Source organism: Allobranchiibius sp. GilTou73 (assembly GCF_021391335.1).
Lineage (GTDB): Bacteria > Actinomycetota > Actinomycetes > Actinomycetales > Dermatophilaceae > Allobranchiibius > Allobranchiibius huperziae.
Window position 1 is genome coordinate 1,950,422 of the sequence record NZ_CP090051.1, and the last position, 14,011, is coordinate 1,964,432.

A 14,011-nucleotide genomic window follows, 5' to 3' on the forward strand; every position below is an offset into this window, starting at 1 on the left:
CTGGTCGCTCTGTCGCTGGCCACGGTCTGCACGCGCCTCGGGGCGCGGCGCACCGGTGAGCTGCGAGTCAGCGTCTGGGCCACGCACCACGACCCGGGCTGGGGCCGGCAGGCCGGCCGGTGGATCGACAGAGGGTTCGGCACCGTCGGCGCGGTCGTGATGATCGTGCTGGTGCTGCTCGTCCTTCTGGTCGGTGGTCGCCGCCGGGACGTCGTGGTGGAGGCGGCCCTCTTCTTCGCGACCTGGGCGCCTGCTCCCTGGTCAAGCACGTCGCGGAGCGCGCCCGGCCACCCTCGCCACCGGTGCGCCGGACCGTCGCCCTGCAGGATCCGTACTCGATGCCGAGCGGGCACACGGCGATCGCGACCGGAATCGTCGCGGCGATCTGCTTCACCGTCTGGCTCGGTCGGGGCTCGCACCGGGTGGCGCTGGGGATCGGCATCCCGGTGGTGCTCGTTGTCGCCGCGAGCCGGGTGTTCGTCGGCGCGCACTACCTCGGTGATGTGACGGTCGCGATGCTGCTCGGCGCGGGCGTCTGCCTGCTCGTCCTCGCGCTCGGCCGCGGTCTCGGACGCATCACGCCGGACCTGCAGGGCAGCGAACCGCTGCGCAGGCCGGCACGGCGCACCTGAGCATCGCGGGTGTCGGGCCCGCGTGGCAGGGTGTGCCCATGCCCGAGCCGCCTGCCCTCGTGCTCATCGCCGGTCCGGAGCGGGTCCTGTCCGATCGGGCGCTGGACAGCACGCTGGAGGTCTTCCGGGCACACGACCCGCAGATCGAGGTGGTGCGCCTCTACGCGGCCGACTATGCGCCGGGGTCGCTGATCGTGCACGCCAGCCCGAGTCTCTTCGGTGGGGCGACCGCGATCGTCCTGCACGACGCCGACGAGGCCTCCGACGACCTGCAGGCCGACCTGCTCACGGTCATCGAGCAGGCCGCCGGCGACGACCTGCGTCTGGTGGTCCTGCATAAGGGCGGCAACCGCGGCAAGCGGGTCCTCGACGCGTTGAAGGCGGTCGGCGCCCGCCGCATCGACGCCCCGCCGATCAAGACGGATCGGGAGAAGAGCGACTTCCTCACCCACGAGTTCCGCCGCGCCCGGCGCAAGGCGACTCCCGAGGCGGTCCGGGCCCTGCTCGACGCGGTGGGTCGCGACGTGGGGGAGCTGGCGTCCGCCGCGCTGCAGCTGATCGACGACACCGAGGGCCTCATCGACGTCGAGCAGGTGCAGGAGTACCACGGGGGCAAGGTCGACGCGACCGGCTTCCGGGTCGCCGACGCGGCCGTCGCGGGCCAGACGTCCGACGCCCTGCGGCTGCTGCGGCACGCCATCGCCTCCGGGCTCGACCCGGTGCCGATCGTCGCGGTCCTGGCGAGCCAACTGCGTCAGGTGGCCCGGGTGGCGACGGCGGGCGGGGGGTCGTCGGGTGCGCTCGCGGGCAAGCTCGGGATGGCGCCGTGGCAGATCGACCGAGCGCGTGCGGCGGCACGCGGGTGGGACGGCGACCGGCTCGGACGCGCGATCCAGGCGGTCGCAGCGGCCGACTTCGAGGTCAAGGGCGGTGGTCGCGACCCGGTCTACGCCGTCGAGCACGCAATCCTCACGATCACCCGGGAGCGCGGCGCGGGCTGAGGGCGACCGCCCGCCGACGATTTGGGTGGTTCCGTGCGGCGCTGGTAGATTTGGCGATCGCGTGCGCGCCCCGGTCGTGCGCGCATGCAGCAGCATCTCGTAGGACGATTCGCCCGGAGTGTCCCCACGCCCCAACCCGTCGTCGTACGTGCCCTCGACATCCCTGACATTTCGACCAAGGAAGTTCATTCGTGGCAAACATCAAGTCGCAGATCAAGCGGGTCAAGACGAACGCGATCCGTACGGAGCGCAACAAGGCGCACAAGTCCGAGGTGCGCACCTGGATCCGCAAGGTCCGCGAGGCCGCCGAGTCCGGTGACAAGGCCGGCGCCGAAGAGGCCCTGCGCACCGCGTCCAAGAAGCTGGACAAGGCTGTCACCAAGGGTGTCATCCACAAGAACCAGGCGGCCAACAAGAAGTCGAACCTGGCGAAGAAGGTCAACGCTCTCTGAGCGTCCCACTCTCCTCTCCTGTGCAGCGCCGGTCAGCCCCGTTCGGGCGGCCGGCGCTTCGCGTTATCGGGCGGCAGGGCGTAGGACCGTTGCGGTAGTCTGCCTCGCATGTACGACAAGCACCTTCTTCGGCAGCCGCGGCCGATCTGAACCGGATCCGGACGCGGCGACCCCTTGCATGCGCAGGGGGTTTCTTCATGCACACGAGCGTCCCGCGGTGAACCCGGCGCCGCAGGCGAGGACCGACCGAAGGATGAGCAGGAGAAGCATGAGCGACACCGAACCGCAGCACCGCTACACCCCTGAGCTGGCCGGCGAGATCGAACGCCGCTGGCAGGAGCACTGGGAGGAGCACGGCACCTTCCACGCCGCGAACCCGAGCGGCCCGTGGGCGCATCAGGGCACCGACGGTGCTGACGGCGCGGACCACATCGGCGACCGGCCGAAGTTCATGGTGCAGGACATGTTCCCCTACCCTTCCGGCGCGGGCCTGCACGTCGGCCACCCGTTGGGGTTCATCGCGACCGACGTGATCGCGCGCTACCAGCGGATGCAGGGCCGCAACGTGCTCTACACGCTGGGTTACGACTCCTTCGGCCTGCCCGCCGAGCAGTACGCCGTTCAGACCGGGCAGCACCCTCGCAAGACGACCGAGGAGAACATCGAGACCTACATCGGTCAGCTGCGCCGCCTGGGTCTGTCGCACGACGACCGGCGCGCGGTGCAGACCATCGACCCGGCGTACTACAAGTGGACCCAGTGGATCTTCACCAGGATCTACAACAGCTGGTACGACGAGCGCGCGGGCAAGGCGCGACCCATCGCCGACCTGGTCGCGGGGTACGAAGCGGGCACCGTGGCAACGCCGTCCGGCGCTTCGTGGGACGACCTGACCGCGACGGAGCGGGCCGCCGCGGTCGACGCGCGCCGCCTGGCCTACAAGTCGACGGCGCCGGTCAACTGGGCGCCCGGCCTGGGCACCGTCGTTGCCAACGAGGAGGTCACCAACGAGGGCCTGACCGAGCGCGGCGACTTCCCGGTCTTCCGGCGCAACCTGCCCCAGTGGATGATGCGCATCACGGCGTACGCCGACCGCCTGATCGACGACCTGGAGCGGGTGGACTGGCCGGAGTCGGTGAAGGCCATCCAGCGCAACTGGATCGGTCGCTCGCAGGGCGCCGCCGTCACCTTCCCGCTGGCCGGATCCGCTGGTGGGATCGAGGTCTTCACCACCCGCCCGGACACGATCTTCGGCGCCACCTACATGGTGCTGGCACCCGAGCACACCCTGGTCGACACGATCGCGCCGGACACCTGGCCGGAGGCGATCGATCCCCGGTGGACGGGTGACGCCAGCGACCCGCGGGCGGCGGTGGCGGCGTACCGAGCCGCGGCCAGCCGCAAGTCCGACCTGGAGCGGCAGGTCGACGACAAGGCCAAGACGGGGGTGTTCACCGGCGCGTACGCCACCAATCCCGTGACGGGGCAGCATGTCCCGGTCTTCATCGCCGACTACGTCCTGATGGGCTACGGCACCGGCGCGATCATGGCCGTCCCCGCGGAGGACCCGCGCGACTGGGACTTCGCCAAGAAGTTCGGGCTGCCCCACGTGCGCACCGTGCAACCCGCCGAGGGTCACGACGAGGACACCGCCTACACCGGCAGCGGACCGATGATCAACTCCGCGAACGACCGGATCTCGTTGAACGGCAAGGATGTCGACGACGCCAAGGCGACGATCATCGCCTTCCTGGAGGAGCACGGCAGCGGTCACGGCACCATCACCTACAAGCTGCGCGACTGGCTCTTCAGCCGGCAGCGTTACTGGGGCGAGCCGTTCCCGATCGTCTACGACGAGGACGGGGCTGCGCACGCGATCCCCGAGCACCTGCTGCCGGTGGAGCTGCCCGAGGTGGCGGACTACTCGCCCAAGACCTACGACCCGCAGGACGCCGACTCGATGCCGGAGTCGCCGCTGGGCCGGGCGACCGAGTGGGTGAACGTCGAGCTCGACCTGGGCGACGGCCCCAAGACCTACACCCGCGAGACCGACACGATGCCCAACTGGGCCGGATCCTGTTGGTATGAGATCCGGTACACCGATCCCGCCAACACCGAGCGCTTCGCTGACCGAGAGTGCGAGGAGTACTGGATGGGGCCCGGCCGCGGTGACGGCGAAGGGGTCGCGAACGACCCGGGCGGTGTGGACCTGTACGTCGGCGGCGTGGAGCACGCGGTGCTGCACCTGCTGTACGCCCGCTTCTGGCACAAGGTGCTCTTCGACCTGGGCGAGATCAGCTCGAGCGAGCCGTTCCGCAAGCTGTTCAACCAGGGCTACATCCAGGCGTTCGCCTTCCGCGACGCCCGTGGCCAGGTGGTGCCGGCGAACGAGGTGGTCGAGGACGGCGAGGGCCCCGCGACGACGTACACCTGGAACGGCGCACCCGTCACCCGGGAGTACGGGAAGATGGGCAAGTCGCTGAAGAACGTCGTCACACCCGACGAGATGTGCGCGCAGTACGGCGCCGACACCTTCCGCGTCTATGAGATGTCGATGGGTCCGTTGGACATGTCGCGGCCGTGGGAGACCCGGGCGGTCGTCGGCTCGCAACGCTTCCTGCAACGCCTGTGGCTGCAACGTGATCAACGAGGAGACCGGTGCGGTGCGGGTCGTCGGCGACGCGCCCGACGCCGATCTGGACCGGTTGCTGCACCGGACCATCGACGGCGTACGGCGCGACTTCGAGCACCTGCACTTCCACACGGCCGTCGCGAAGCTGATCGAGCTGAACAACGTGCTGACCCGCACCGGCGTGTCGCCGCGCGCGGTCGTGGAACCCCTGGTGCAGATGACCGCTCCGCTGGCGCCGCACCTGGCCGAGGAGCTGTGGCGCGCGCTCGGTCACGACGAGACGATCAGTTTCGTGCCGTTCCCGCAGGCCGACCCGGCCACGCTCGTCCAGGAGACGGTGACCTGCGTGGTGCAGGTGATGGGCAAGGTGCGCGACCGCATCGAGGTGTCGCCGAGTATCGACGCCGACGAGTTGGAACAGCTGGCGCGTGACAACGCCAAGGTCCGAGAAAGCCTGGGCGACAAGCAGATCCGCAAGATCGTCGTCCGCGCGCCCAAGTTGGTCAACATCGTGGCCGGCTGAGGTGGACGCGTGAACGTCGCCGTCGTGACGGACTCCACGGCGTACCTGCCGGGGGATCTGGCGGCCCGTCACCACGTGCGCGTGGTGCCGTTGCACGTGGTCATCGGCGGCACGTCGTACGAAGAGGGCCGCGACATCTCCTCGGCCGACGTGGCCGAGGCGCTGCGGGCGTTCCGTCCGGTGTCGACGTCGCGTCCCTCGCCGGGGGCGTTGCTGGAGGTGTACGAGGAACTCGCGCACGCCGGGGCCCGGCACATCGTCTCGGTGCACATCTCGGGTGCGATGTCGGCGACGGGCTCCTCGGCCGAGATCGCCGCCGAGGAGTCGCCGGTGCCCGTCACCGTCGTCGACAGTCGCTCCATCGGGATGGCGATGGGGTACGCCGTCCTCGCGGCCGCGGAGGTCGCGGCGGGCGGCGCCGCGCCGGAGGTCGTCGCCCAGGTGGCGCGCGACCACGCGGCCGCGGCGTCGGTGGGCTTCTACGTCGACACCCTGGAGTACCTGCGCCGCGGCGGTCGGATCGGCAAGGCCGCCGCGCTCTTCGGCTCCGCACTTGCCATCAAGCCGCTGCTGACGATGACCGATGGTCAGATCGAGCCGCTGGAGCGGGTGCGCACCACCGGCAAGGCCCTCGCGCGGATGCGGGAGCGGGCCGTGGAGGCGGCCGCCGCGATGGACGGACCCGACGGCGTCGACATCGCCGTGCACCACCTGGACTCCCGCGAGCGCGCCGAGCAGCTCGTGGAATCCCTGGCCGAGGCCGTGCCGCAAGCACGGCGGGTGCTGCTCGTGGAGCTCGGCGCCGTGGTCGGCGCCCATGTCGGCCCCGGCACCCTGGCGACCGCTGTCAGTCCCCGCCTGGGAGCGCGTTCGGCGATCCTCGGCGCATCCGCCTGACCGCTCCCCTCCACATCCCCGCCGCGCGGGCGCGGTTGTCCACAACCGCGGGTCCGCTGGCGGACGGGCATGCAGCCAGATCCCTAGCGTGCCCGTATGCCACGTGTTCGTGCCGAACAGGCCGCCCCCGATCGCCTGGCCGCAGTCCTGGACGAGCTCGATGCCGTACGACGCCCGGTCGGCTGGGTGCCGACGCAGGAGTCACTGCTCGACAGTCGGCGTCCGGCGATCCAGCCCGCGGCGGCGGGAGAGACCAGGGGTTCCGCCCGGCTGGCGCGACGAGGCGGTGGAGGACGTCACGCCGGGACGAGCGGAGACCTCCGCCCGCACGCTCCGCTGTTACGGACGCCTGCCGCCCTCCGGGACGCGCAGGTGGCGCCGAGCAGGCTGGCGGTGCTCGGAGTACTGATCGTGGTGCTCGTCGCGGGGCTGGTCCTCGGTGGACGTGTGCTGCTCGCTCGCGCGTCGGCGACGTCGACGCCCGTCGCCGCGGGGAGCGGCCCGCGGTCGGCCGCCACGACCACCGCCGGGGTGAGCCGGTTCGGCAGCAGTTCCACCGCCCCGAGCGCAGTGCCCACGACCTCGGCCGCGACCACCGTCGTCGTGCAGGTGGTCGGCCAGGTGCGCCACCCCGGCGTGGTCACGCTGCGTGCCGGCGCACGGGTGCAGGACGCGGTTGCCGCCGCTGGCGGCGCATTGCCGTCCGCGGACCTGACCGCCGTGAACCTCGCCCGGGTGGTCACCGACGGAGAGCAGATCCAGGTGCCGAAGCCTGGCCAGACGATGACGCCGGCGCCGGGCGCCGTGGGCGGTGGCAGCGGCGAGGGCTCGGCGCCCGTGACGGCGGCGGGCGGCGGCTCCTCCGACGCCTCGGCCGGGGGAGTGATCAACCTCAACACCGCGGACGTCACGGGCCTGGACGCACTGCCGGGGGTGGGACCGGTGCTCGCCCAGCGGATCGTCGACTGGCGCACCCAGAACGGCCGGTTCACCAGCGTCGACGAGCTGGGGGAGGTGAGTGGCATCGGCGACAAGGTGCTCGCGCGGCTACGACCGCACGTGACGGTATGAGCGCGGATCGCCTTTCCGGCGACCTGGAGAAGGGAGACGAGGAGCCGGTGGGCCGCCCGCCGCTGGATCTGCGGATGCTGGTGCCGGCACTCATGGCCTGGGCGTGCACCGTGGTGGCCCTCCCGCAACCCGTGACCGTGGTTCTCGGCGTCGCGATCGGATGCCTCGTCCTCGGCGTGCTCTGCCTCCTCGTCGGGCGCGGGCACCGCTCCTCGGGGTCGCGGGCGGGCATCGCCCTGGGCTGGCTCTGCACCGCGCTGCTGCTCGGCGCATTGGCAGCCCACCAGAGCGCCCGCACCGCGGGCCCTGTCGAGACACTGGCAGCTCAGCGGGCGATCGTGCGGGTGACCGCCGTGGTCGAATCCGACCCACGTCTCGTCGTGACGAATCCGGCGCGACCGACGGTCATCTACCGCGCCTCGGTGCGCGCGGTCGTCGGGCGGGGCGCCCGCAGCACCCCCGATACCCCCGTGCTGGTCTTCGCCAGGCCCACGTGGCGGGCACCGGCCTGGCACGACCGCATCGAGTTCACGGGGCGGCTGCAACCGGCGGATGCCGGTGACGACGTCACGGCCCTGCTCGACGCCCGATCGCCCCCGCGCGTGGTCGGCAGGCCCGGTCCGCTGACCCGGTGGGTGGAGTCGTTGCGGTCCGACGCCCGCGCCGCGACCGCATCGCTGCCCGCCGATCCGCGCGGCCTGGTCCCGGCCCTGGTCACGGGCGATACCGCGCGGATGCCCACGCGGTTGAACGACGACATGCGCGCCACCGGGCTCACCCACCTGTCCGCGGTGTCGGGATCCAACGTCACGTTCGTCCTCGTCGGCGCGGGCTGGCTGGCGGGCTGGTGCCGGGTCCCGCGCCGGTGGCGTACGCCGCTCGCGTTGCTCGTCCTCGGCTGGTTCGTCCTGCTGTGCCGACCCGAGCCGAGCGTGCTACGGGCCGCGGTGATGGGTGTCGTCGGTCTGCTCGGGGTGTCGATGTCACGCCGCCGGGTCGGTTCGTCCGCGTTGGCGGCGGCGATCGTCATGCTCCTGGCCTGGGATCCGTGGCTGGCCCGCTCGTACGGGTTCGCCCTCTCTGCCCTGGCCACCCTGGGTCTGCTGGTCTTCGCCCGGCCGTGGAGTGACGCGATGGCGGCGCGACTGCCCCTCAGGTTGCGACCGGTCGCCGACGCGATCGCGATCCCGCTGGCGGCGCAGGCGGCGTGCGCCCCCGTGATCGTGCTGCTGCAGTCGTCGGTGAGTCTGGTCGGGGTGCCCGCCAATCTGCTCGCTGCGGTCTTCGTCGAGCCGGCCACCCTGGCCGGCGTCGTCACCGTGCTGGCGAGCCCGCTCGGTCCGGCAGTCGCCGCAGTCCCGGCCTGGTGCGCGGCCGTCCCGGCCTGGGGCATCGCCTGGGTGGCCCACGTCGGCGCCCGGGTGCCGGGCGGCGTCCTGCCGTGGCCGAGCGGGCTGGGCGGTGCGCTCCTGCTCGGCGCGCTCACCGTGCTCGCGATCTGGGGCGGCGTCGGGTTATGGGGGCGTGCCCGTACCCATCCGGCGCTGGCCGCCGGCTGCGCGCTGGCGTTGACGGCCGCGGCGTGGCCGCTGCCGCATCTCGGCTGGCCGCCGCAGGGGTGGGTGTGGATCTCCTGCGACGTCGGGCAGGGCGACGGCGGGGTGCTCGCCACGACACCGGGGCACGGCGTCGTCGTCGACACCGGGCCCGACCCGCAGCACATCGACGCCTGCCTGCATCGCGCCGGCGTCACCCGTATCGACGCGATCGTGCTCACTCACTTCCACCTCGACCATGTCGGCGGTCTGACCGGTGACCTGCGGGGGCGATCCGTCGGGGAGATCTTCGTGACGCCGGTGGTCGCGACGAGCGCGCCCGGTACCCGGGAGGCGGCCAGCAACGCCCCGCTGGTGCACCGGCTCGCCGCCGCGAGACACATTCCGGTGCGCACCCTGGTCACGGGAGACACCGTGAACTGGCCCGGGGTGCACGCCGTCGTGCTGTGGCCGAGCCGCGAGATCGACGCCGGCTCGATCCAGAACAACGCGAGCATCACCCTCGACGTGCGCACCCACGGCCTGCGGATCCTTCTGACCGGTGACATCGAGCGTGAGGCGGGCGCTGCCGTGTACGGCGAGCTGAGTCATCAGCCGACGGGGCCGCCCTTCGACGTGCTCAAGGTGGCCCACCACGGCTCGGCCAACCAGTCCGCCGACCTGGTGCGCTTCGTGCACGCACCGATCTCGATCATCAGCGTCGGTGCACACAACGACTACGGACTGCCGACGCCCTCGACGTTGTCGTTGTTGAAGAGCCTGCCCGGAGCGACCTACCGCACCGACCGCGGAGGGGACGTGGTCGTGGCTGTGCGCGACGGGCGGGTCACCGTCGACAGGCCCTGACGGGCAGGTGGGGGAGTCTCAGGCGACCGGTGTCGCCGACCGCACCGAGGTGGACGCCGCGCACAGCGCCTCCAGGGTCGCGGCGACGGCGGGCACGCGCGTGAGGTCGGGGGTGGTGACGGCGTAGACGGTCCGACGGGGGGTCGGCTTGATCGGCAGGATCGTCACGCCGTCGTTGTGCGCCGAGTGCAGGATCAGGTCAGGCACGAGGGCGACCCCCAGGCCCGCGGCGACGAAACCCAGCACCGCCACGTAGTCCTCGGTCTCGAACGAGACCGACGGGCTGAATCCGGCGCGCTCGGCCAGGGAGAGCAGGTGTCCGCGGCATCGCGGGCATCCCGCGATCCACTGCTCGTCGACCATGTCGGTCATCCGCACCGACGCGGCGCCGGCGAGCCGGTGATCCGACGGCACCACCAGGCGCACCTCGTCGTCGAGCAGCTTGCGGGACTGGAACGCCTCGATGTCGTCCTCGCCGCGGGCCAGCGGCGCACCGTCGTAAGCGAACGCGACGGCGATGTCGCACTCGCCGGCCCGCAGTGCGGCCAGCGACTCGGGAGGCTCGGCCTCGGTGAAGGTCACCTCGACGTCGGGGTAGGCCTTTCGCACCATCGCGAGCGCGTGCGGGACGAGTGTCGAGGAGGAGGAGGGGAAGGCCATCAGACGGACGCGGCCGGCGCGCAACCCGGCGATCGCGGCGACCTCTGATTCGGCGGCCTCGAGGGCGCTGAGCACGGGGCCCGCGTGACGGGCCAGCACCGCGCCGGCTTCGGTCAGCCGCACGCTGCGGCCCAGGCGCTCGACCAGGACGGTGCCGATCCGGTCCTCCAGACGGCGCACCATCTGGGAGATGGCGGGCTGGGAGTAGCCCAAAGAGGTGGCCGCAGCGGTGAAGCTGCCCTCGTCGGCGATGGCCCGGATGACCCGCAGGCCCGCAGCGTCGATCATGCGCAAATCATATAATGGAAGGTTATCCATCGGAACCCATCTTCATGCTTTCGTTCTGCACCAGCCATGCACCGCAGTAGCCACCCGCGCGCCTACGGGGCCACGGGGCCGGTGCGACACTGATGACGTGCTCGAGTCCGCGGTCTCCCCGGTGCCCGAGGGAGTGCGCCCGGATCAATGGGACGGACTGGCGAGCTACCTGGCGGATGGCGGGCTGGTCGCCCTGACCGGAGCCGGCCTGTCCACCGAATCGGGTCTGCCGAGTTACCGCGACGCCCGCGGCGTACGTCGGGTGCAGCCGATGACGGTGACCGAGCTACGCGCCAGTCATGAAGCGCGGCAGCGGTATTGGGCACGTTCCTACGTCGGGTGGCCACGCTTTGCGGCTGCCCGACCGAATGACGGCCACCGCGCGGTCGCCAGGCTGCTCGCCGCCGGCACCCTGACGAGCGTCATCACCCAGAACGTCGATGGGCTGCATCAGGCGGCCGGCGCGAGCGAGGTGCTCGAGCTGCACGGCAACCTGGAGCGGGTGGTCTGCATGGCCTGCTCGAGCACGCATCGCCGCGATGACATGGACGACTGGTTGCGCGACGCCAACCCCGGATTCGACCGCGCGATCGGAGGCGCGGTCCGGCCCGACGGCGACGTCGCGCTGCCCGAGGCGATCGTGCGCGCGTTCGTCACGGCCGACTGTCCGGTGTGCGGTTCGGACCTGCTGAAACCGGACGTCGTGATGTTCGGCGAATCAGTGCCGAAACCGTTGGTGGAGCGGTGCTTCGGCCTCGTCGAGGAGGCGTCGGCGCTGCTGGTCCTGGGGTCGTCGCTCGCGGTGATGTCCGGTTACCGGTTCGTGCGCCGGGCCGCCCGCATCGGCGTGCCCGTGATCGTGATCAACGACGGATGGACCCGCGGGGACGGCGAGACCGACCTGAAGATCGAGGCGCCGCTGGGCAGCACCCTGACGGCGCTGGCGGACCGACTGGGAGCGCCGGCCGTGGGCGCACCGGGCGCCCAGCGCGCCTGAGGAGCGCCGGGCGCCCGGGGTCGCTCAGACCCTGCGCAGCACCGCCGTGACCTTGCCCAGCACCACGGCGTCGTCGCCGTCGATCGGGTCGTACGCCGTGTTGTGCGGCATCAGCCAGACCTTGCCCCCGGTGCGCTTGAAGGTCTTGACGGTCGCTTCGTTGTCGAGCATCGCCGCGACGATGTCGCCGTTGGTCGCGGTCGGTTGCTGACGCACCACGACCCAGTCGCCGTCGCAGATCGCGGCGTCGATCATCGAGTCGCCGACGACCTTCAGCAGGAAGAGGTCGCCCTCGCCGACGATCTGCTTGGGCAGCGGGAAGACGTCCTCGACGACCTCGTCGGCCAGGATCGGACCGCCCGCGGCGATCCGTCCGACGACCGGGACGTACGACGCACTGGGTCGCCGGTCGCCGATGCCGGTCTCGTCCTCGACGCTCAGGTCACCGTCCGGCGCGTTGGTGACGCTGGACCCGCCCCGGTAGCCGCGCTGGTCCTTGTCCTGGTCCGGTGAGATGACCTCGATGGCGCGCGGCCGGTTGGGGTCGCGGCGCAGGTAGCCCTTGCGCTCGAGCATCGACAGCTGGTGAGCGACGGAGCTGGGGCTGGTCAGGCCGACGGCCTCGCCGATCTCCCGCAGGCTCGGCGGGTAACCGCGCCGGTCCACGGAGTTGCGGATGACCTCCAGCACGCGCCGCTGTCGGGTGGTCAAACCGTCGTCGTCGCGCTCGGGCATCTGGTGCACCTTGGCCATGGTCTTCGTCCGTCCCTCTCCGAGTGGATCGTGCTGCCACCGCCCGCCCCAGGTGTCCGTGCGGCTGCGCCCCCGGGGCCGATGAGTCGCCGTATTCGGCGTCGTTCCGCGGATTCACAACTGATGAGCAGGGGCTGTCGGTGGTCGGTGTTTCAGTTCTGCAGGTGAGCACGAGATTACGAGAGTCGGACACACTTTCCAAACATCTGTTCGGGGCGTGTCTGGATTTTCTCGAACGCGCGTGCTAGACATCAGACAGATGATCGATCGCACACACGTACGATCGACGAGTTATCGGAGGATCTCATGAGTGCCGTCACCGCTGTTCCCAGCTGGGTCACTCCCGCCACCCCTGCCCTGCCGGGTCGTCCCGGCGCATCGCGACGTACGGCGCCCGCGTCCATCCGTCGCGGCCACCTGCGCGCGGTCCCTGATCTGCCCGTGCTCGTGGATGCACCTGCGCCGACGATGCACATCACTCGTCGCGGTCGCCTGCTGATCACGCTGTGCGCTCTCCTCCTATGTCTCGTCGGGGGAGTGGCGGGAGCCCGTGCCGCAGTGGGCGGCGGGTCCGCGCAGCGCTACGACACCGTGGTCGTCCAGTCGGGCCAGACCCTGTCCTCGGTCGCCCACCACGCCTACCCCCAGCTGCCGATCGGCAATGCGGTGCAGCGGGTGCAGGCCGCCAATCGACTGAACACCCTGCAGGTGTTCGCCGGCGAGCAACTGCGCCTGCCTCGCTGAGTCCGGCCGCGCGCCTTCTGGCGCCCCGTAGCAGGGCCGACACCGCCTCCGTGTCGCCCTCGGCGGCCCTCTGACCAGCACGAACGACCCCGCGCAAACCGGGCAGCCTCTCAAGGTTGCATCACCCCCTCCACCGGAATACGATCCCTACATCTAGTAGTTACATCGATGTAAGTCGTCCACATGTAGTCCCCAGGTCGACCCGGGTTATCCCAAGGCACAGCGCGGATATCCCCCGGTTGTCCACGAGTTACCCACAGGTGGGCGGGGCTACGGCGTGGACGGCGAGAGATCGGTGTGAGCCGATCGTCGAGGGTGAGGGAGACCGCATGCACTGCCCGTTCTGCCGGCACGAGGACAGTCGCGTCGTCGACTCCCGCTCGAGCGAGGACGGCACTTGTATCAAACGGCGCCGCCAGTGCCCCAGCTGCGGCAAGCGCTTCTCCACCATGGAGACCACGAGCCTGACCGTCGTGAAGCGGTCCGGCGCCAGCGAGCCGTTCAGCCGCCAGAAGGTGCTCGTCGGGGTGCGCAAGGCGTGCCAGGGCCGCCCGGTCTCCGAGGACGACCTGGCGCTGCTGTCCCAGCAGGTGGAGGAGTCCATCCGGATGCAGGGACTGGCCGAGATCGACGCCCATGACGTCGGTCTGGCGATCCTCGGCCCGTTGCGTGCCCTCGACGAGGTCGCCTACCTGCGATTCGCCTCCGTCTACCAGGCCTTCGACGACCTGGGCGACTTCGAGGCGGCGATCGCGCTGCTTCGCGCCGAGCGTCAGGTGCTCGGCCCCTCGTACGCCGCCGACGACCCCGTTGTCAGTGGTGGCGGGGAGGATCACTGATACCCGGTCATCCCGTGCGCCGGGTGCTGCAGCAGTCACCCGTGCGCGTACCGCAAGGCCCCACAGCATCACCAGCACCACCCGAATCAG

Annotated in this window: 11 protein-coding genes and 1 pseudogene; 10 read left to right on the top strand and 2 right to left on the bottom strand. The window is 71.0% G+C overall.

Translation table 11 applies throughout. The features are described from left to right. The first annotated feature begins 119 nt into the window (after positions 1 to 119). The 7 genes and pseudogenes from LVQ62_RS17525 (at position 120) to LVQ62_RS09780 (ending at position 9,610) form a co-directional block, all read left to right on the top strand. On the top strand, positions 120 to 632 hold the full coding sequence (locus tag LVQ62_RS17525) for a phosphatase PAP2 family protein (protein WP_255696357.1): 513 nt from the start codon (positions 120 to 122) through the stop codon (positions 630 to 632). Between the two features lie 38 nt (positions 633 to 670). After that, on the top strand, positions 671 to 1,633 hold the full coding sequence (gene holA, locus LVQ62_RS09755; protein WP_233761212.1) for a DNA polymerase III subunit delta: 963 nt from the start codon (positions 671 to 673) through the stop codon (positions 1,631 to 1,633). A 191-nt stretch (positions 1,634 to 1,824) separates the two neighbouring features. Continuing rightward, a complete protein-coding gene (rpsT, locus tag LVQ62_RS09760; protein ID WP_179481656.1) occupies positions 1,825 to 2,085 on the top strand; it encodes a 30S ribosomal protein S20 in 261 nt (86 codons plus the stop codon). 268 nt (positions 2,086 to 2,353) lie between these two features. Next, positions 2,354 to 5,240, top strand: a pseudogene (gene leuS / locus LVQ62_RS09765) (leucine--tRNA ligase). A gap of 9 nt (positions 5,241 to 5,249) precedes the next feature. Beyond that, positions 5,250 to 6,137: a DegV family protein gene (locus tag LVQ62_RS09770; protein WP_233761220.1), complete on the top strand. Its 888-nt coding sequence runs from the start codon at positions 5,250 to 5,252 to the stop codon at positions 6,135 to 6,137. 96 nt (positions 6,138 to 6,233) lie between these two features. Continuing rightward, entirely contained in the window at positions 6,234 to 7,208 is a 975-nt protein-coding gene (locus tag LVQ62_RS09775; RefSeq protein WP_233761222.1) for a helix-hairpin-helix domain-containing protein, read from the top strand. After that, on the top strand, positions 7,205 to 9,610 hold the full coding sequence (locus LVQ62_RS09780; RefSeq protein WP_233761224.1) for a ComEC/Rec2 family competence protein: 2,406 nt from the start codon (positions 7,205 to 7,207) through the stop codon (positions 9,608 to 9,610). The genes LVQ62_RS09775 and LVQ62_RS09780 overlap by 4 nt, the downstream gene beginning before the upstream one ends. A gap of 18 nt (positions 9,611 to 9,628) precedes the next feature. Here the strand turns inward: LVQ62_RS09780 and LVQ62_RS09785 are convergent, their stop codons facing one another. Further along, the gene (locus LVQ62_RS09785; RefSeq protein WP_233761226.1) at positions 9,629 to 10,558 is read right to left on the bottom strand and encodes a LysR family transcriptional regulator; all 930 of its coding nucleotides are present in this window, start codon (positions 10,556 to 10,558) and stop codon (positions 9,629 to 9,631) included. A 127-nt stretch (positions 10,559 to 10,685) separates the two neighbouring features. Between LVQ62_RS09785 and LVQ62_RS09790 the strand changes: the two genes are divergently transcribed. Next, positions 10,686 to 11,585, top strand: coding sequence for an NAD-dependent protein deacetylase (locus LVQ62_RS09790; protein WP_233761228.1), 900 nt, complete (start codon positions 10,686 to 10,688; stop codon positions 11,583 to 11,585). 24 nt (positions 11,586 to 11,609) lie between these two features. Here LVQ62_RS09790 and lexA read toward each other — a convergent pair whose 3' ends face one another. Beyond that, the gene (lexA, locus tag LVQ62_RS09795) at positions 11,610 to 12,338 is read right to left on the bottom strand and encodes a transcriptional repressor LexA (protein ID WP_179481642.1); all 729 of its coding nucleotides are present in this window, start codon (positions 12,336 to 12,338) and stop codon (positions 11,610 to 11,612) included. A 537-nt stretch (positions 12,339 to 12,875) separates the two neighbouring features. Between lexA and LVQ62_RS09800 the strand changes: the two genes are divergently transcribed. Next, on the top strand, positions 12,876 to 13,082 hold the full coding sequence (locus LVQ62_RS09800) for a LysM peptidoglycan-binding domain-containing protein (protein ID WP_233761230.1): 207 nt from the start codon (positions 12,876 to 12,878) through the stop codon (positions 13,080 to 13,082). A gap of 329 nt (positions 13,083 to 13,411) precedes the next feature. After that, positions 13,412 to 13,921, top strand: coding sequence for a transcriptional regulator NrdR (gene nrdR, locus LVQ62_RS09805; RefSeq protein WP_233761232.1), 510 nt, complete (start codon positions 13,412 to 13,414; stop codon positions 13,919 to 13,921). Positions 13,922 to 14,011: the final 90 nt, after the last annotated feature.

Coding starts and splice junctions, on each gene's coding strand:
- holA (WP_233761212.1), top strand. CDS start 671: ATGCCCGAGCCGCCTGCCCTCGTGCTCATCGCCGGTCCGGAGCGGGTC.
- nrdR (WP_233761232.1), top strand. CDS start 13,412: ATGCACTGCCCGTTCTGCCGGCACGAGGACAGTCGCGTCGTCGACTCC.
- LVQ62_RS09775 (WP_233761222.1), top strand. CDS start 6,234: ATGCCACGTGTTCGTGCCGAACAGGCCGCCCCCGATCGCCTGGCCGCA.
- LVQ62_RS09785 (WP_233761226.1), bottom strand. CDS start 10,558: ATGATCGACGCTGCGGGCCTGCGGGTCATCCGGGCCATCGCCGACGAG.
- lexA (WP_179481642.1), bottom strand. CDS start 12,338: ATGGCCAAGGTGCACCAGATGCCCGAGCGCGACGACGACGGTTTGACC.
- LVQ62_RS09780 (WP_233761224.1), top strand. CDS start 7,205: ATGAGCGCGGATCGCCTTTCCGGCGACCTGGAGAAGGGAGACGAGGAG.